The 18,046-nt window shown below is 54.2% G+C and carries 20 protein-coding genes and 1 pseudogene; 13 read left to right on the forward strand and 8 right to left on the reverse strand.

The annotated features are described in order from the left end of the window. Positions 1-80: 80 nt before the first annotated feature. Both HU143_RS06385 and HU143_RS06390 read left to right on the forward strand, forming a co-directional pair. Positions 81-719 (forward strand): DUF1007 family protein, encoded by a 639-nt coding sequence (locus tag HU143_RS06385; protein ID WP_024136614.1) that lies wholly within the window; start codon positions 81-83, stop codon positions 717-719. Further along, positions 710-1,696 (forward strand): nickel/cobalt transporter, encoded by a 987-nt coding sequence (locus HU143_RS06390; protein WP_051129125.1) that lies wholly within the window; start codon positions 710-712, stop codon positions 1,694-1,696. The genes HU143_RS06385 and HU143_RS06390 overlap by 10 nt, the downstream gene beginning before the upstream one ends. On the opposite strand, the gene asrC is transcribed toward HU143_RS06390, so the two are convergent. From asrC to suhB, 5 genes and pseudogenes are all read right to left on the reverse strand, one after another. Then, positions 1,697-2,710, reverse strand: a complete 1,014-nt coding sequence (gene asrC / locus HU143_RS06395) for a sulfite reductase subunit C (protein ID WP_000020685.1) — start codon at positions 2,708-2,710, stop codon at positions 1,697-1,699. A gap of 10 nt (positions 2,711-2,720) precedes the next feature. Further along, positions 2,721-3,539, reverse strand: a complete 819-nt coding sequence (gene asrB, locus HU143_RS06400; RefSeq protein WP_000017585.1) for an anaerobic sulfite reductase subunit AsrB — start codon at positions 3,537-3,539, stop codon at positions 2,721-2,723. 3 nt (positions 3,540-3,542) lie between these two features. Further along, positions 3,543-4,586, reverse strand: a pseudogene (asrA, locus tag HU143_RS06405) (anaerobic sulfite reductase subunit AsrA). Positions 4,587-4,767: 181 nt separating this feature from the next. Then, positions 4,768-5,646 carry an alpha/beta hydrolase gene (locus HU143_RS06410; protein ID WP_051129126.1) on the reverse strand — a complete coding sequence of 293 codons (879 nt, stop codon included), beginning with the start codon at positions 5,644-5,646 and terminating at the stop codon, positions 4,768-4,770. A gap of 144 nt (positions 5,647-5,790) precedes the next feature. After that, complete coding sequence (suhB, locus tag HU143_RS06415) at positions 5,791-6,594, reverse strand: inositol-1-monophosphatase (protein ID WP_000553467.1); 804 nt, start codon at positions 6,592-6,594, stop codon at positions 5,791-5,793. A gap of 118 nt (positions 6,595-6,712) precedes the next feature. On the opposite strand from suhB, the gene trmJ reads away from it, so the two are divergent. The 11 genes from trmJ to sseB all read left to right on the forward strand — a co-directional run bounded on the left by trmJ (position 6,713) and on the right by sseB (position 15,684). Beyond that, entirely contained in the window at positions 6,713-7,444 is a 732-nt protein-coding gene (gene trmJ / locus HU143_RS06420) for a tRNA (cytosine(32)/uridine(32)-2'-O)-methyltransferase TrmJ (protein ID WP_000940032.1), read from the forward strand. A 241-nt stretch (positions 7,445-7,685) separates the two neighbouring features. Beyond that, entirely contained in the window at positions 7,686-8,180 is a 495-nt protein-coding gene (gene iscR / locus HU143_RS06425; RefSeq protein WP_001241346.1) for a Fe-S cluster assembly transcriptional regulator IscR, read from the forward strand. A gap of 180 nt (positions 8,181-8,360) precedes the next feature. Then, positions 8,361-9,575: a cysteine desulfurase gene (gene iscS / locus HU143_RS06430; RefSeq protein WP_000775263.1), complete on the forward strand. Its 1,215-nt coding sequence runs from the start codon at positions 8,361-8,363 to the stop codon at positions 9,573-9,575. A gap of 27 nt (positions 9,576-9,602) precedes the next feature. Continuing rightward, positions 9,603-9,989 carry a Fe-S cluster assembly scaffold IscU gene (gene iscU / locus HU143_RS06435; RefSeq protein ID WP_000331704.1) on the forward strand — a complete coding sequence of 129 codons (387 nt, stop codon included), beginning with the start codon at positions 9,603-9,605 and terminating at the stop codon, positions 9,987-9,989. Between the two features lie 28 nt (positions 9,990-10,017). Beyond that, entirely contained in the window at positions 10,018-10,341 is a 324-nt protein-coding gene (iscA, locus tag HU143_RS06440; RefSeq protein ID WP_000028952.1) for an iron-sulfur cluster assembly protein IscA, read from the forward strand. Positions 10,342-10,536: 195 nt separating this feature from the next. Continuing rightward, positions 10,537-11,052: a co-chaperone HscB gene (gene hscB, locus HU143_RS06445; RefSeq protein ID WP_000384398.1), complete on the forward strand. Its 516-nt coding sequence runs from the start codon at positions 10,537-10,539 to the stop codon at positions 11,050-11,052. 12 nt (positions 11,053-11,064) lie between these two features. Then, on the forward strand, positions 11,065-12,915 hold the full coding sequence (gene hscA / locus HU143_RS06450) for a Fe-S protein assembly chaperone HscA (RefSeq protein WP_051129127.1): 1,851 nt from the start codon (positions 11,065-11,067) through the stop codon (positions 12,913-12,915). A 1-nt stretch (position 12,916) separates the two neighbouring features. Next, the gene (gene fdx / locus HU143_RS06455; RefSeq protein ID WP_001124466.1) at positions 12,917-13,252 is read left to right on the forward strand and encodes an ISC system 2Fe-2S type ferredoxin; all 336 of its coding nucleotides are present in this window, start codon (positions 12,917-12,919) and stop codon (positions 13,250-13,252) included. 11 nt (positions 13,253-13,263) lie between these two features. Continuing rightward, on the forward strand, positions 13,264-13,464 hold the full coding sequence (gene iscX, locus HU143_RS06460; protein ID WP_000523621.1) for a Fe-S cluster assembly protein IscX: 201 nt from the start codon (positions 13,264-13,266) through the stop codon (positions 13,462-13,464). 53 nt (positions 13,465-13,517) lie between these two features. Then, positions 13,518-14,801 (forward strand): aminopeptidase PepB, encoded by a 1,284-nt coding sequence (gene pepB / locus HU143_RS06465; protein ID WP_000133541.1) that lies wholly within the window; start codon positions 13,518-13,520, stop codon positions 14,799-14,801. 106 nt (positions 14,802-14,907) lie between these two features. Continuing rightward, entirely contained in the window at positions 14,908-15,684 is a 777-nt protein-coding gene (gene sseB, locus HU143_RS06470) for an enhanced serine sensitivity protein SseB (RefSeq protein ID WP_021000603.1), read from the forward strand. A 36-nt stretch (positions 15,685-15,720) separates the two neighbouring features. On the opposite strand, the gene timP is transcribed toward sseB, so the two are convergent. The 3 genes from timP to sseA form a co-directional block, all read right to left on the reverse strand. Next, positions 15,721-15,837: a small toxic inner membrane protein TimP gene (gene timP, locus HU143_RS24810; RefSeq protein WP_350028759.1), complete on the reverse strand. Its 117-nt coding sequence runs from the start codon at positions 15,835-15,837 to the stop codon at positions 15,721-15,723. Positions 15,838-16,252: 415 nt separating this feature from the next. Continuing rightward, positions 16,253-16,921, reverse strand: a complete 669-nt coding sequence (locus tag HU143_RS06475; RefSeq protein WP_000355343.1) for a DUF5066 family protein — start codon at positions 16,919-16,921, stop codon at positions 16,253-16,255. A gap of 246 nt (positions 16,922-17,167) precedes the next feature. Next, complete coding sequence (sseA, locus tag HU143_RS06480; protein ID WP_000205241.1) at positions 17,168-18,010, reverse strand: 3-mercaptopyruvate sulfurtransferase; 843 nt, start codon at positions 18,008-18,010, stop codon at positions 17,168-17,170. Positions 18,011-18,046 lie beyond the last annotated feature (36 nt).

Consider the following 18,046-nt stretch of genomic DNA (forward strand, 5'->3'; position numbering starts at 1 on the left):
TGCGTGTGAAAAATGTGATAAGCGTGCTTTTAGGCCAGGAATGCTGAGGAGTGTCACAGAATTTTTATCGCGAGGAACAGATGAAGCCAGTGAAACGCAGCGCCTTAATACTATTTCTCGCCGTTTTATCTTTCGTAGCGGCGGCGCATCCGCACAGCTTCATCCGTCTGCAAACGCAGGTGGTCAGTGAAAATGAGCAATTTGTGGCGTTAAAAATGCGCTGGACAATGGACGCGCTGACGTCCGCCGATCTGCTGTATGACGCCGGAAACGCGGCGCCGGGTTCAGAAATATGGAAAAAGTTGGCGGCGGAAGTGATGGCTAACGTACTTGGGCAGCACTACTTTACAGAAGTGTGGCGCAATGGCGCGAAAGTGAAGTTTAAAAACAGGCCGACAGAATACGGTATGACGCGTGACGCGCATCAGGCGGTATTGACCTTTACGCTACCGCTGGCTGAACCGCAGCCGTTAAGCGGACAGACTTACACCTTTTCAACGTTTGATCCCTCTTATTATGTCGATATGCATTATGACCAGGACAGCGATATCACGATGCCGGAATCGCTGCGCGAAAAGTGTCGGATTCAGGTTTATACTCCTGCGCCCGGCGAAGAGACGCTACGTTTCGCCCAGTCGCTGGATAAAGAGGACGCGCCGCCGGAGGATATGGATTTAGGTAAACAGTTTGCCCAAACGGTGACCTTGCAATGTCAGTAATTTTTTCTCAACGCACTCCGGGGCGACGCTGGCTCTCGCTGTGGCCATTGGCGTTATTCCTGCTGCTGATGCTGGTTGGCGGTCTGTGGATATGGCAGGCCTGGCCGCAGGTGATGTTGAAAAGCGCTCTTTGGCAGCGGGACGTGAATCAGCAGTTGAGCGCGCTGCTTAACGCGGTGGCGACGCATCCTGAGCGGGCGGGCGGATCGTTGCTTCTGCTGAGTTTTATGTATGGCGTGCTTCATGCGCTGGGGCCGGGACACGGCAAAGTGGTGATCGCGACATGGCTGGCGACGCATCCTTCGAAGCTGAAATCAAGTATCGTGTTAACCCTCGCCGCCGCGTTATTGCAGGGATTCGTGGCTATCGGGTTGGTGGTGGGCGTGCTGACCGTATTGCAACTTCCGGCCAGGCAGCTCCATCTGAGCGGTTTCTGGCTGGAAAAGGGGAGCTATGCGTTAGTTGGCGGGCTGGGCATCTTGCTGTGCTGGCGGGCCATAAAAAGGTTACGCGCGCTGCTACGTAAACCTGTCTTTATCGCTTTTACGCCGCGCCATGTTCACCATGAAAAATGCGGCTGCGGACATCAGCATCTACCGACGCAGGAACAATTGCATAGCGGCGATGACTGGCGCGCGCGACTCATGATCGTACTGTCTATGGGGATGCGGCCCTGTTCCGGCGCGATAATGGTGCTGTTATTCAGTAAAGTGATTGGCGTTTTTAGCTGGGGAATGGTGTCGGTACTGGCAATGGCGGCGGGAACCTCGCTAACGATTACCTCGCTGGCGCTGCTGGTACACACTTTTCGTGCTCTGGCGGTGAAACTCAGTGGAAACAAAGCGCCTGCGTTATGGCGGCAGGTAGGCTGGTCAACGCTGGCGCTGGCCGGAGGGGTCATACTGCTTGTTGCGGCGCTGGTCATGTGGTTTAGCGTGCCGCAGCCTGTGGGCGGGCTGCGGCCATGGCGTGGTTGATTAGTGTCCGGCGGGTTTGAGATGCATCCGCGCGACGGATTCGTCTTCGGCCCAGTAAATGCGTTCGGCGACCATCGCTTCCGGATTGAGCTGAACGCCGCGCAGTACCCGTTCTTTAAAACGCAGATAGCCGCCTTTGTCGATCAGATGGCCCATATGTAGATAGATCGGTTTTCCGCCGAGCATCTCTTTTTCAAATTCATACAGGTTAACGATCACCTGCTTTATCACATCTTCAGTCACCCAGTTGAGGAAGAGCTTGCCGACGCGCGGCGTCTTTTTACTGGTGCGTCCGCCCAGACGGACTTGCCAGAGCTGATCCGGCTTACGTTGCCAGGCCAGCGTCGGACAGGCCAGCACGCACTCGCCGCAGCCGATACAGGCGGACTCTTCTTTGACCGCTTTGCCGTTCTTCAGCGCCAGGCAGCCTACCGCGTGGTGACTACAGGCCTTCACGCAGGCGCCGCAACCGATACAGCGATCGGCAGTGAAGCGCATTTTCGCCACGCCAATAATTCCCAGATCGGCCATTGACGCCTTCGCGCAGTCATTCGGGCAGCCGACGATGACCGTTTTGAGATGATAAGGGCTGGGATAGACCAGTTTTTCAAGACGACGGGACAGACCGGTCGTGTCAGTGTTGGCTTTCTGGCAAATGCGGTTCCCCTGACAGGCGACAATATTTCGCCCGCCAATAGCGAGATAGCCCGCTTTGGTATCCTCAACCTGGACGTCGCACAGTTCTATTTCAATCTCGCGAAGAAATGGCTCCAGCGCAGCGTTCACGTTGTCGATATCTTCGTAACGGATACCCGGCATCGCCAGCTTCTGGCGGGTAGTGAGGTGAATTTGTCCGTTGCCCCAGGTTTCGGCGATGTCACGCGCTACCGTCAGCAAATGCGCGGGCAAAATACCGCCGGGAATGCGGACGCTGATCATGGCTTCGCCGCGCACTTTTGACAGGCGATATTCGTTTTTCGCACGGGCTTTAATGATATCAATATCAATGCTCATGATGTTCTCCTTAATCGGCAAAACGTTGCGCGACGGCGTAGTTAAATATCGGACCGTCGGTGCAGACATACACTTCGCCCATACGGCAGTGGCCGCACTTCCCGACGGAGCAGGCCATCCGGCGTTCGTAGTCCACCCAGATTTGCTCCGGCTTGAGCCCTTTTTGCAGCAGCATTTTTACGGTAAAGGTAATCATTATTGGCGGCCCAACGACGATGGCCTGCATAGTGTCGATATCGCTAAGCGTCATGTCGGCAAGCCGATCGGTCACCCGGCCAATCTGGTAACGGTCATCAGCCTCGCCTTCATCCAGCGTGAGCACCAGATTATGTTTGCCGTGCCACGTCGCCATTTCTTCTTTGTACAGCACGCAATCGCGATTTTTATAGCCGAGAATCATATCCAGTTGACCAATTTCCTGGGGATTCTCAACGAAATAGCGCATTAAGCCTTTCACCGGCGCGACGCCCGTGCCGCCTGCGACAACCAGTAAGGGTTTATGGCGCAGCGTATCGACCGGATAGCCATTGCCATAGCAGCCGCGTAGCCACACGTTGTCGCCTTCTTTCAGCGTAAAGAGGGCGCTGGTCACTTTTCCGACATTACGAATCAGCAGATCTATCCAGCCGTCGCCGTAGTCGGAAACGGAGATGGGCGCTTCGCCGACGCGCGGCAGCGACACCTCAACAAATTGCCCCCAGTGCGCGGGAAAATCGACGGCCACGCGGAAATTCCACTCCAGCGGCGTGTGGCGAGTAATACTGAGGATGCGGTACGCCGCAGGCAGCAAACTGTGCTGCGGTTTATCATGACAGGAACAATGTGACATGCGTTATGCCTCCTCTGCCAGCGCCTGCCGAACGGCAGCGGTCATTTTATTGATAATCAAAGAAAATTTGATGTATTGCGGGCAGCGATCGTCGCAGCGGCCGCAGCCGACGCACATATGTTCAATGCCGTTGCGCGCTTTGTAGTCATTGACCTTATGCAGGGCGCGGTAGCGCAGACGCTCGCCGGGTTTTTCGCGAAAACCATGACCGCCGGCCATGTCGCTAAAGCCCGGCACCATGCAGCTTGCCCACTGGCGACGGCGTTCGCCGCGCTGCGGATTTTCATCATAGGCGACGTCAAAGACGCTATAGCAGGTACAGGTTGGGCACCCGGTAGTGCAGCGGCCACAACTGATGCAGCGGCTGTCGTAAGCGTCCCATAGCGGATGGCGGGTGAGAATGTCGCGAATTTTTTGCGGATCGCGGCAAACGCTGTCCGGCGTGACGACGGTTTCCCGGTTTTCGCTGACGAAAGAGGGGGTATAGTCAGCCTCCTGCCCCAGCCCTTGTATCGCCGCCTCGATAAAGGGATCGCGGATGCTGACAAGCGCGCCCTCATCGCTAAAACGCATGGCGGCGCTATAACAGTCAGTTTTATTAGTACCCATTGAGACGCAGAAACAATTTTCGAAGCTTTCTTCACACTCAATAAGGACGAAACGAATATGCTCCCGTAGCAGTTGATAACTGTAATCGGAATTATTCCCATTTGATAAATACATATAATCCAGCCGCGACATGGCGTTAATGTCGCAGGCGCGGGCAAAGATGATTATCGGGGAGGTGTCTGTCTCGGCAATTTGAATGGTGTCTTTATCGAAATAAAAGAGCGTTTCGGTGATAGGGGCGATAATGGTATTCGGCGACATGTGCGATTTCTCGTGCCAGATGAGATCGCGCTAGCCGCTAATCCGTTGATAAATAATGTTGTCAGTGTCGGAAAAACGCCCGCCGCGAAACTCTGCGGACGGGGCAAACACGCGCCATTTTTTGTTTAATCGCTGGATAAGCAGACTAAACTCGTCAGGCGTAATTTTGATAGCCATCACATACTCCACAGTAATATTCAGGAAAAACAAATGAAAATAAATTGTTATAAAAATCAGTTGAATATTACTGTTACGCTAGCGCTAATCCACCGCCTTCGCTAACGGGAAAAAATGGTTTTTACTATCGGTATAATAAATATATTCTTAATCATAAAATATGCATATATACAGCGTCGCGCTATTTAGCGGATAGCGCGGTCTGAATAAATTTAATCATCGCATCACGGTAAAGGTTTGCATAACGTCCGGAAAAAGCATCAATGTGATCGCCGTCAGGAATGAAGATTTTTTGTTTGGGCTCCCGGGCGAGGGCATACAATTTCTCACTGTCCTGCCAGGGAATAACATGGTCTGCCGTGCCATGAAGAATCAATACCGGAATGGGGCTGACGCTGGCGATATTGCGATCCGCGCTATAGCGGTCATCAAGCAAATAGCCGCTGCCCGGGATCATCTGGTTGGCGATGGAGGAATAGGATAAAAACGTTGAGTCGAGAATAATCGCACGTATGCCCGCCTGGTCGGCGTAGCGCATATTTGCGCAGCCTACGCAGTGGCCTACGGCGGCCAGTACATTATTGCCGCCCAGGCTCTGCCCCAGCAGTACCAGGCGCTCGGGGTTAACGTCGGCGCGATGCCGCACATAATCTATCGCGCTTTTCGTATCGTCCAGTAGCCCCTCTTGTGATGGGGTACCCTCCGATTCGCCAAAACCACGGTAATCAAACATAAACAGGTTTACGTTGCGTACTGGCAGCCAACTGACTAACGGCCAGTGCGCCGACATATTTCCGGCGTTGCCATGGACATGAATCACCGTCGCGACGGCGTTTTCCGGCCTGCCGAAAGCAGTGGGAATAAACCAGCCGTGCAGATGCGTGCCATCTTTGGCGGTAAAGGTAATGGATTCAGCTTCGGCAGGGGTTGGCCCATAGACTTTATTGTCCGGGTAATAAAAGGCATTGATCGCTACGCGGGGTAGCAGATAAATACAGACCACAATGATAAACAGAATAAAAAGGGATTTGACGATGCGTCGGGTATGTTGAAGGGTCATGTTCGCTTCCTTGCCGCTTTATGCCAATAGCGGAGCAGGGAGCGATCGTACAAAAACATGCAGGCAAGTAAAGCGATGAGGCTGTGTTTAGGAAAAACGCCTGAAAAGGCACGGCGGATGAGTGGCCCCATCCGCCGAAGAGACTTAGCGCTTCAGCGCATCGCTCAGTTCGTCGCGCATATTCGCCAGCATGGCTTTAACGACGCGCGGATTCCCCGCCACGATATTACCGGTCATCATGTAGTTATGACCGCCGGTGAAATCGCTGACGATACCGCCCGCTTCACGAACCAGCAGTTCGCCCGCGGCGAAATCCCACGGACGAAGGCCAATTTCAAAGAAACCATCGACACGACCTGCAGCCACATAGGCCAGATCCAACGCGGCGGAACCGGTGCGGCGGAAATCGGCGCATTCGGTGAACAGCTTGCCGATAATATTAATGTAGGTGGTCGCGTATTGTTTGGCTTTGAACGGGAAGCCAGTAGCGAGGATAGTGCCGTCCAGATCGCGCGCGGTACTGCCGCGCAGACGGTAGCCGTTCAGCTGTGCGCCCTGACCGCGGGTGGCGGTGAACAGTTCGTTACGCATCGGATCGTACACGACAGCCACTTCAGTACGGCCTTTAATGCGTACAGCAATGGAAACAGCGAAGTGTGGCAGACGTTTGATGAAGTTGGTGGTGCCATCCAGCGGATCGATAACCCATTGAACATCCTGATCTGTGCCAACGTGCTCACCGCTTTCTTCGGTGATAATAGTGTGTTGCGGGTAAGATTTGCGAATGGTGTCGATAATCACCGCTTCAGCGGCCTTATCCACATTGGTCACAAAATCGTTACTGCCTTTTTGGCTCGCTTCTACAGCGTCCGGAGTTTCATAGTTTTTGGCAATTACATTACCCGCCTTGCGCGCTGCGCGCACGGCGATGGTCAGCATCGGATGCATCGGTCTCTCTCACTGGATGTTAAAGAACGGGAAAACGGCGCAGAGTATAGCAGCGAGATCGGAATCTGTCTTGGTTTTATGGTAAGATGTCAGAATAATCTTTAGCTGAAGAAAGACAATGCTGCAAAACATTCGAATTGTGCTGGTGGAAACCTCCCACACCGGCAATATGGGCTCCGTGGCTCGCGCTATGAAAACCATGGGCTTAACTAACCTGTGGCTGGTAAACCCGTTGGTGAAACCGGACTCCCAGGCCATCGCCCTGGCGGCAGGCGCCAGCGATGTGATCGGTAATGCGCAGATCGTCGATACGCTGGATGAAGCGTTGGCTGGCTGTAGCCTGGTGGTCGGCACCAGCGCCCGTTCCCGCACTTTGCCGTGGCCGATGCTTGATCCGCGCGAGTGCGGCTTAAAAAGCGTGGCGGAAGCGGCAAATACGCCGGTTGCGCTGGTTTTTGGTCGTGAGCGTGTCGGGCTGACTAACGATGAGTTGCAAAAATGCCATTATCACGTCGCTATTGCCGCTAACCCGGAGTACAGCTCGTTGAATCTGGCGATGGCGGTACAGGTCATCGCGTATGAAGTCCGTATGGCCTGGCTGGCGACGCAGGAAAACGGCGACGCGGCAGATCATGAAGAGACGCCGTATCCGCTGGTCGACGATCTTGAACGTTTCTACGGCCATCTGGAGCAGACGTTGCTCTCCACTGGCTTTATTCGCGAAAACCATCCGGGGCAGGTGATGAATAAATTGCGCCGTCTGTTTACCCGCGCCCGCCCGGAAAGCCAGGAGTTGAATATTCTGCGTGGGATTCTGGCGTCTATTGAGCAGCAGAATAAAGGCAAGTAACCGCGTTAATGCCGGATGGCGCTTCGCTTATCCGGCCTACAGGCCGCACGATTTGTAGGCCGGATAAGCGAAGCGCCATCCGGCACATCAATATCGCACGGAACGCTAAATACCTGACTAATTTACTCAAGTAAATAGTTGACCAAATTACTCGGGAATGTCAGACTTGTCCCTGCTATGCAATACCCCCATTTTACAATAAAAAACCCCGGGCAGGGGCGAGTTTGAGGTTAAGTAAGACATGAGACTGACATCTAAAGGACGTTATGCCGTGACCGCAATGTTAGACGTTGCGCTCAACTCCGAAGCGGGCCCGGTACCGTTGGCTGATATTTCTGAACGTCAGGGGATTTCCCTTTCTTATCTGGAACAGCTATTTTCCCGTTTACGTAAAAACGGTCTGGTTTCCAGCGTACGCGGGCCGGGCGGCGGTTATCTGCTGGGTAAAGATGCTGGCAGTATTGCGGTCGGCGAAGTGATCAGCGCGGTTGATGAATCCGTTGACGCGACCCGTTGCCAGGGCAAAGGCGGCTGTCAGGGCGGCGATAAATGCCTGACCCATGCGCTGTGGCGTGATTTAAGCGATCGCCTGACCGGTTTTCTCAACAATATTACCTTAGGCGAGCTGGTGAATAACCAGGAAGTTCTGGATGTGTCTGGTCGCCAGCACACGCATGACGCGCCGCGCGCCAGCGGTCGTGCGCAGGATGCTATCGACGTTAAATTACGCGCTTAATTAAAATATTACGCCATCTCTTCTGGCGGCCTCATGCGGTGAATGCCGCGGTCGTCTGAAGGATGAAGCGTAAAAAAGAATTCAGAATCAGGCCGGGACGCGGACGTCCCGTCAACACGGTCGTACATCCAGCCGGTTGCCTGATTCCTTGCATTGAGTGATGTACGGAGTTTAAGAGCAATGAAATTACCGATTTATCTCGACTACTCCGCAACCACGCCGGTGGACCCGCGTGTTGCCGAGAAAATGATGCAGTTTCTGACCCTGGACGGAACCTTTGGGAACCCGGCGTCTCGTTCACACCGTTTCGGCTGGCAGGCTGAAGAAGCCGTCGATATCGCCCGCAACCAGATTGCTGAACTGGTCGGCGCCGACCCGCGTGAAATCGTCTTTACCTCAGGGGCGACGGAGTCCGATAACCTGGCGATCAAAGGCGCTGCCAACTTTTATCAGAAAAAAGGCAAGCACATCATCACCAGCAAGACCGAGCACAAAGCGGTGCTGGACACCTGCCGTCAGCTTGAGCGCGAGGGGTTTGAAGTGACCTACCTGGCGCCGCAGCGCAACGGCATCATCGATCTCAACGAGCTCGAAGCAGCGATGCGTGACGACACCATTCTGGTTTCCATCATGCACGTGAACAACGAAATCGGCGTGGTACAGGATATCGCGACCATCGGCGAAATGTGCCGCGCGCGCGGTATCATCTACCACGTTGACGCCACCCAGAGCGTGGGCAAACTGCCTATCGACCTGAGCCAACTGAAAGTGGATCTGATGTCCTTCTCCGGTCATAAAATTTATGGTCCGAAAGGCATTGGCGCGCTGTATGTGCGTCGTAAGCCGCGTATTCGCATTGAAGCGCAGATGCATGGCGGCGGGCACGAACGCGGTATGCGCTCTGGTACTCTGCCTGTCCACCAGATCGTCGGTATGGGCGAAGCTTACCGTATCGCGAAAGAAGAGATGGAGACCGAAATGGCCCGTCTGCGCGGTCTGCGTAACCGTCTGTGGAACGGCATCAAAGATATTGAAGAAGTTTACCTGAACGGCGACCTTGAGCAGGGCGCGCCAAACATTCTCAACGTGAGCTTTAACTACGTTGAAGGCGAGTCGCTGATCATGGCGCTGAAAGACCTGGCGGTCTCTTCCGGTTCCGCCTGCACCTCCGCCAGTCTGGAACCGTCCTACGTGCTGCGCGCGTTGGGCATGAATGACGAGCTGGCGCATAGCTCTATCCGTTTCTCTTTAGGTCGTTTTACCACTGAAGAAGAGATCGACTACACCATTGATCTGGTTCGTAAATCCATTGGCCGCCTGCGTGACCTTTCTCCACTGTGGGAAATGTACAAGCAGGGTGTGGATCTGAACAGCATCGAATGGGCACATCATTAATCGGTATCGGAATCAGGAGAATTTATAATGGCTTACAGCGAAAAAGTAATCGATCACTATGAGAACCCGCGTAATGTAGGGTCGTTTGACAACAACGATGATAACGTGGGAAGCGGCATGGTTGGCGCGCCGGCCTGCGGCGACGTCATGAAGTTGCAGATTAAAGTTAACGATGAAGGTATCATTGAAGACGCGCGCTTCAAGACTTACGGCTGCGGTTCCGCTATCGCCTCCAGTTCTCTGGTAACGGAGTGGGTGAAAGGGAAATCCCTGGACGAAGCGCAGGCGATTAAAAACACCGACATTGCAGACGAACTGGAGCTGCCGCCGGTGAAAATTCACTGCTCTATTCTGGCGGAAGACGCGATTAAAGCCGCTATTGCGGATTACAAAAGCAAACGCGAAGCGAAATAAAATAGAACGTTAACATTGAGGTTTTGTTATGTCGATTACACTTAGCGACAGTGCAGCAGCGCGAGTTAATACCTTCCTGGCCAACCGTGGTAAAGGGTTTGGTCTGCGTCTGGGCGTGAGAACCTCCGGCTGCTCAGGTATGGCTTATGTACTGGAATTTGTTGACGAGCCAACGGCGGAAGACACCGTGTTTGAAGACAAAGGCGTTAAGGTAGTGGTTGACGGCAAGAGCCTGCAATTTCTGGACGGTACACAGCTGGACTTCGTAAAAGAAGGTCTGAACGAAGGGTTTAAATTCTCCAACCCGAATGTGAAAGATGAGTGTGGTTGCGGCGAAAGCTTCCACGTGTAACCGTGTTCCGCTGTTATACCGAGCATTCGTGCTGTAGAAAAGCGGCAAGCGAGTGAATCTCCAGGCGCTTACTTGAGTAAATGACTGGGGGAACCCGCGCAGACAACGCATCTGCGGCGCGAAGTAAGAAGGTATAACCCCACCGTGGTCGCCTGCGTGTGGGGTTTGTTCTGACAGGCTATCCCTGAGAATGTTATGGATTACTTCACCCTCTTTGGCTTACCAGCCCGTTATCAGATTGACACCCAGGCGCTGAGCCTTCGTTTTCAGGATCTGCAACGCCAGTATCACCCTGACAAATTTGCCAACGGCACTCAGGCGCAGCAGCTTGCCGCCGTCCAGCAATCCGCCACGATCAACCAGGCCTGGCAAACGCTGCGTCACCCTTTGACGCGCGCGGAGTATCTGCTCTCCTTACACGGGTTCGATCTGGCCAGCGAGCAACATACGGTACGCGACACCGCGTTTCTGATGGAACAACTCACGCTTCGCGAAGAGCTGGACGATATCGAACAATCAAAAGACGACGTGCGGCTGGAAAGCTTCATCAAACGCGTACAAAAGATGTTTGATGCTCGTCTTCAGCAAATGGTGGAACAGTTGGACAACGCCGCGTGGGACGCGGCGGCGGATACGGTGCGCAAACTGCGGTTTCTCGATAAACTGCGAAGCAGCGCAGAACAACTCGAAGAAAAGCTGCTCGATTTTTAACTGGAATCTAACATGGCCTTATTACAAATTAGTGAGCCTGGTCTGAGCGCCGCGCCGCATCAGCGTCGTCTGGCGGCGGGCATCGACTTAGGCACTACCAACTCTCTGGTTGCGACGGTTCGCAGCGGCCAGGCGGAAACTCTGCCTGACCACGAAGGGCGCCACCTGTTGCCTTCAGTGGTTCACTATCAGCAGCAGGGCCATACGGTCGGTTACGCTGCGCGTGACAATGCCGCGCAGGATACGGCCAACACTATCAGCTCTGTGAAACGCATGATGGGACGCTCGCTGGCGGATATCCAGGCGCGCTATCCGCATCTGCCTTACCGGTTTAAGGCAAGCGTTAATGGGCTGCCGATGATTGACACGGCGGCTGGATTGCTCAATCCGGTACGCGTATCGGCTGATATTCTCAAAGCGCTGGCCGCGCGGGCTAGCGAATCGCTCTCCGGCGAGCTGGATGGCGTGGTGATTACCGTTCCCGCCTATTTCGATGATGCCCAACGTCAGGGGACGAAAGACGCCGCGCGGCTGGCAGGCCTGCATGTGCTGCGCCTGCTCAACGAACCGACGGCGGCGGCGATTGCCTACGGTCTGGACTCAGGCAAAGAAGGCGTTATTGCTGTTTACGATCTCGGCGGCGGTACCTTCGATATCTCTATTTTACGCCTGAGCCGCGGGGTGTTTGAAGTGCTGGCGACGGGCGGTGATTCTGCGCTCGGCGGCGACGACTTTGACCATCTGCTGGCGGACTATATTCGCGAGCAGGCGGGAATTGCCGATCGTAGCGACAATCGCGTTCAGCGCGAACTGCTGGATGCCGCGATTACCGCGAAAATCGCCTTAAGCGATGCCGATACCGTTCGCGTTAATGTTGCGGGCTGGCAGGGGGAGATCACTCGCGAGCAGTTTAACGATCTCATTTCCGCGCTGGTTAAGCGCACGCTATTGGCCTGCCGTCGCGCATTGAAAGATGCCGGCGTTGATCCCCAGGACGTTCTGGAAGTGGTCATGGTCGGCGGTTCGACCCGTGTACCGCTGGTGCGTGAGCGGGTGGGCGAATTTTTTGGCCGCACGCCGTTAACCGCTATTGACCCGGATAAAGTGGTCGCTATTGGCGCAGCGATTCAGGCCGATATTCTGGTCGGCAACAAGCCGGACAGCGAAATGCTGCTGCTGGACGTGATTCCACTCTCTCTTGGGCTGGAAACGATGGGCGGCCTGGTGGAAAAAGTCATTCCGCGCAACACCACTATCCCGGTGGCGCGCGCGCAGGATTTCACCACCTTCAAAGACGGCCAGACCGCGATGTCTATCCATGTGATGCAGGGCGAACGCGAACTGGTGCAGGACTGCCGCTCGCTGGCGCGCTTTGCGCTGCGCGGGATTCCGCCGCTGCCGGCGGGCGGGGCGCATATTCGCGTGACCTTCCAGGTAGACGCCGATGGCCTGTTGAGCGTCACCGCAATGGAAAAATCCACCGGCGTCGAGGCCTCCATTCAGGTCAAACCTTCCTATGGCCTGACCGATGGCGAAATCGCCTCGATGATCAAGGATTCCATGAGTTTTGCCGAGCAGGACGTGAAAGCGCGTATGCTGGCGGAGCAAAAAGTCGAAGCCGCGCGCGTGCTGGAAAGTTTGACCGGCGCGCTAACTGCCGACGCCGCGCTGTTAAGCGCCGCAGAACGTCAATGCATTGATGATGCCGCCGCACATTTAAGCGCGGTCGCACAAGGCGATGATGTTGACGCCATAGAACAAGCCATTAAAAACGTAGATAAACAAACCCAGGAATTTGCCGCGCGCCGCATGGACCAGTCGGTTCGTCGCGCGTTGAAAGGCCATTCCGTAGACGAGGTTTAACATGCCGAAGATTGTTATTCTGCCTCATCAGGATCTTTGTCCGGATGGCGCAGTTCTGGAAGCTGAGACCGGTGAAACCATTCTTGACGTTGCGCTGCGCAACGGCATCGAGATTGAACACGCCTGCGAGAAATCGTGCGCCTGCACCACCTGTCACTGTATTGTACGTGAAGGCTTCGACTCCTTGCCGGAAAGTTCGGAAGAAGAAGACGATATGCTGGATAAAGCGTGGGGGCTGGAGCCGGAAAGTCGACTGAGCTGCCAGGCCCGCGTTACCGACGACGATCTGGTTATCGAAATTCCACGTTACACAATCAACCATGCGCGTGAGCATTAACAGAGGGTAGTATGGGACTCAAGTGGACCGATAGCCGCGAGATCGGCGAAGCGTTATACGACGCATATCCTGATGTCGATCCTAAAACCGTTCGTTTCACCGATCTGCATCAGTGGATCTGCGAACTGGACGATTTTGACGACGACCCTAACGCATCCAATGAAAAAATTCTGGAGGCGATTCTGCTAGTCTGGTTGGATGAAGCAGAGTAAGTCAAATAACGGGCTGCCCTACGGCGGCCCGTTTGCTAATAAGGAAAATAACAATGACAGAAGCCATGAAAATTACGCTTTCCACGCAGCCTGCCGATGCGCGCTGGGGCGATAAAGCCACTTACAGTATTAATAACGACGGTATTACCTTGCATCTTAACGGTAAAGACGATCTGGGATTGATCCAGCGTGCGGCGCGTAAAATCGACGGCCTGGGAATAAAACAGGTCGCGCTGACAGGCGAGGGATGGGATACCGAGCGTTGTTGGGCATTCTGGGCGGGTTACAAAGGACCAAAAGGCGTCCGTACCGTAATGTGGCCGGATTTAGACGATGCCCAACGTCAGGAACTGGATAACCGCCTGACCATTATTGACTGGGTGCGCGACACCATTAATGCTCCGGCGGAAGAGCTTGGGCCGGAGCAACTGGCGCAGCGCGCGGTGGATCTGCTGTGCAGCGTCGCGTGCGATAGCGTCACTTACCGTATCACCAAAGGCGAAGATCTGCGCGAGCAGAACTATATGGGGCTGCATACCGTAGGCCGTGGTTCTGAGCGTCCGCCGGTGCTGCTGGCGCTGGATTACAACCCGACGGGAGACAAAGATGCGCCGGTTTACGCCTGCCTGGTCGGTAAAGGTATCACCTTTGACTCCGGCGGTTACAGTATCAAACAAAGCGCTTTTATGGACTCAATGAAATCCGATATGGGCGGCGCGGCGACAGTAACGGGCGCGCTGGCGTTCGCCATTACCCGTGGGCTGAATAAACGCGTAAAACTGTTCCTGTGCTGCGCCGATAATCTGATCAGCGGCAACGCGTTTAAACTGGGCGATATTATTCGCTACCGTAATGGCAAGAATGTCGAAGTCATGAATACCGATGCGGAAGGGCGACTGGTACTGGCGGATGGCCTGATTGACGCCAGCGCGCAACACCCGCAGCTAATCATTGATATGGCGACGTTAACCGGCGCGGCGAAAACAGCGCTGGGTAACGACTACCATGCGCTATTCAGTTTTGACGATACGCTGGCGGGGCGCTTGTTGACCAGCGCGGCGCAAGAAAATGAACCGTTCTGGCGTCTGCCGCTGGCGGAGTTCCACCGTAACCAGCTGCCGTCTAACTTTGCGGAACTGAACAACACCGGCAGCGCGGCTTATCCCGCCGGGGCAAGCACCGCCGCGGGTTTTTTGTCGCACTTTGTTGAAAATTACCGCGAAGGCTGGCTGCACATTGACTGTTCCGCCACTTATCGCAAAGCGCCGGTTGAGCAGTGGGCTGCCGGGGCAACCGGTCTGGGTGTGCGCACCATCGCGAATCTGCTGACCGCCTGAACGGTGTTTTTGTAGGCCGGGTAAGCGAAGCGCCACCCGGCATTTTGCCTGATGACGCCGTGCGTCTTATCAGGCCTACAACCCATATACATAATTTGTGATTCCTATGTCCGAAACTAAAAATGAATTAGAAATCTTGCTGGAGAAAGCGGCGATTGAGCCCGCGCATCGTCCGGCATTTTTCCGTACCTTACTGGAGTCCACCGTCTGGGTGCCGGGCAGCGCTGCCGAAGGCGAGGCGATTGTGGAAGACAGCGCTCTGGATTTGCAGCACTGGGAAAAAGAAGACGGCACGACCGTCATTCCCTTCTTTACTTCTCTGGAGGCGCTGCAGCAGGCCGTGGAAGACGAACAGGCGTTTGTGGTGATGCCGGCGCGCACGCTGTTTGAAATGACGCTTGGCGAAACGTTATTCCTCAACGCTAAATTGCCGACCGGCAAAGAGTTTATGCCGCGTGAAATCAGCCTGCTTCTCGCTGAGGAAGGCAGTCCGTTAAGTACGCAGGAAGTGCTGGAAGGCGGCGAGTCGCTTATTTTATCCGAAGTGGCCGAGCCGCCGTCGCAGATGATTGATTCCCTCACTACGCTGTTTAAAACCATCAAACCGGTGAAACGCGCATTTCTCTGCGCGATTAAAGAACATGCGGACGCCCAACCCAATCTGCTGATTGGTATTGAGGCTGACGGCGAGATTGAAGAGATCATTCACGCAGCGGGCAATGTGGCGACCGACACGTTACCGGGGGACGAACCGATCGATATTTGCCAGGTGAGGAAGGGCGAGCAGGGTATCAGCCATTTTATCACCGAGCATATCGCGCCGTTCTACGAGCGCCGCTGGGGCGGGTTCCTGCGCGATTTTAAACAGAACCGCATCATCTGAAGAAAAGAAAGCCGCCCAACAGGGCGGCCTCCTGGCTTACCTGCTCTGGACGTTGAGCGTTACGGGAACAGAGCTACCTGGGTGGCTTCTGTCTGCGTGAAGACACAACGTGCCAGAAACAAGAAGCACGACACAAAAGTATCGTACCTTCATGTTGCGGTCCTTGCGAAGACCGTATCACGGCAGCACCGCTGGCGATAATGCCGTGATAGCAGGCACTACGGTGTGCCTGCGCTTACGGCCATGGGTTATCCTCTCCTGAAGCCAGCGCCCGTTTGCGAGACGGCGGAAAGGGCCGGGAAAGATAATACCTCAAATGTTGAATAGTTTCCCGGTAAATCATATTGACATTTGCTCCCTTAAAAGGGAGTATTAATCCCCTACGGTGTGCCTGCGTTGCTATGGCAACAAAGCCTGCTGGAAAGGCCGCGAACCGGACCAGCACAAAAAAACCGCTCAATTGAGCGGTTTTTTTGTGGCCTGCTTAAACAGAATTTATGTAGATTCGCTTTAAATCAGCCTGAACGGTAGGCCGGATAAGCGTGAGCGCCACCCGACATCATGTCGATTAATCGACGAGCGCGTCCAGTTTTGCCCAAAACGCCTCATGATAATCCTCCAGGTCAAGTAAAGCGGCATCGCGTTGTTCATTCATTTTTTGCTGTGCCTTCCATTGCGGAAGATGTAAATCCTCTTCGGTAAAGCCAATGTCTTTAGCGCCCGAAATAATATTATAGAGATATTCCACCAGAGAAGACTCCGCCAGCCAGAATTCATTACGTTCCATGCGGGCAATAGGGTATTCGCCGTTGGCATCCCGTTCTGTGATATAGATAAAAATGGCCTGATCGCCGACATGATCGATACGAATTAATGCCGGAAGACGGGGATCGTTACTCCAGACAGGCATCAGATCTTCAATATCAATACCTGAGCTATCCATGCCAACGCCGTAATACGCCTCTTCATCAGGGGAGTAAGAATGAATTACTCCCTCTTTATCAATAGATCTTTGTAATGTTTCAATCACAGGCATATTATAATTGCTAAGTAGATCGCGGTCGTAGGCCAGTAGCGCCTTCAGGCTTTCAGGTAACTCAGTGGTTTCCGTATTTTGCGGATCGCGATACTTACGCACTCGCAGACGACTTATTTCCTCGGCAGACATAGGAGTAGGTACCTTATTACGGTTAACCTTTTTAACCAACTCAATTAAATTAGTGAGTGAAATATCCATTTTCCATCCTTAAAAAATTATCTTTACAGGAGTTATTTTCCGGTGAAAACCAAAACAGCGGTAATGATACTCCTTATACCGGACGTAAAGTATTTACCGATAAAAAATAGGATTTTATTAAGAGAAAATAATGCCCGTTTGCAGGACAGCGGAAAAGAGCGGAATAAAAACAATGTCTGTAGATCGTTTTACATCAGCCTGAACGGTAGGCCGGATAAGCGTGAGCGCCATCCGGCATGGCGGATATTAAGCGGGTTCAACCGGTAAATCGGTACGCGCGCCCCATTCGCTCCACGCGCCGTCGTAAAGCGTGACGTCAGGCACATCCAGCGTGGCGAGCGCCAGTACCACGACCGCGGCCGTCACGCCGGAACCGCAACTGGCGATAATCGGTCTGTCGAAACTCACGCCGTGGCTGAAAAAAACCTCATTCAGTTCGTCAGTGGTCTTTAATTCGCCTTCATACACCAGTTCCGTCCACGGGACGTTTAGCGCGCCAGGAATGTGTCCGCGCCTCAGTCCCGGACGCGGTTCATCAGCCTGAGCGTTAAAACGCGCCGCCGGACGCGCGTCAACGATTTGCGCGGTTTTTTCATGGCTTGCCAGCAATACGTCGGTGAGACGCACCACGGCTTGCGGCGCGAATTTCGCCTCAAACTCGCCTCCTTCATGCGCTTCTTCGCCTTCGCGCAATAGCCATTCGTCGCGCTGCCAGCCCGCCAGTCCGCCCGCCAGAATGGACACTTTCTCGGCACCGAACGTGCGCAGCATCCACCATGCCCGCGGAGCGGAGAACAGATTGCCTTCATCGTATATGACCAGGTGTTTATCCTGGCGAACACCCAGTTCACGCATGGCCACCGCAAACGCTTCCGGGCGCGGCATCATATGCGGCAACGGCGATGCGCGATCGGAGAGCGCTTCAATATCAAAAAACAGCGCGCCGGGAATATGTCCGGCGCGATATTCGCCCGCCATATCACGATGTTCTTGTCCTGGCGGCGCCATACGGGCGTCAAGAATCTGTATTTCCGGATCATCAATATGTTCGGCAAGCCAGTCGGCGGCGACAAAAAAGGCGGTGGTCATGGGCATCTCCATTGTTACCTGGTTATGGTCAAATTG

This window comes from Salmonella sp. SJTUF14076, assembly GCF_015534835.1.
Classification (GTDB): Bacteria; Pseudomonadota; Gammaproteobacteria; order Enterobacterales; family Enterobacteriaceae; genus Salmonella; species Salmonella enterica.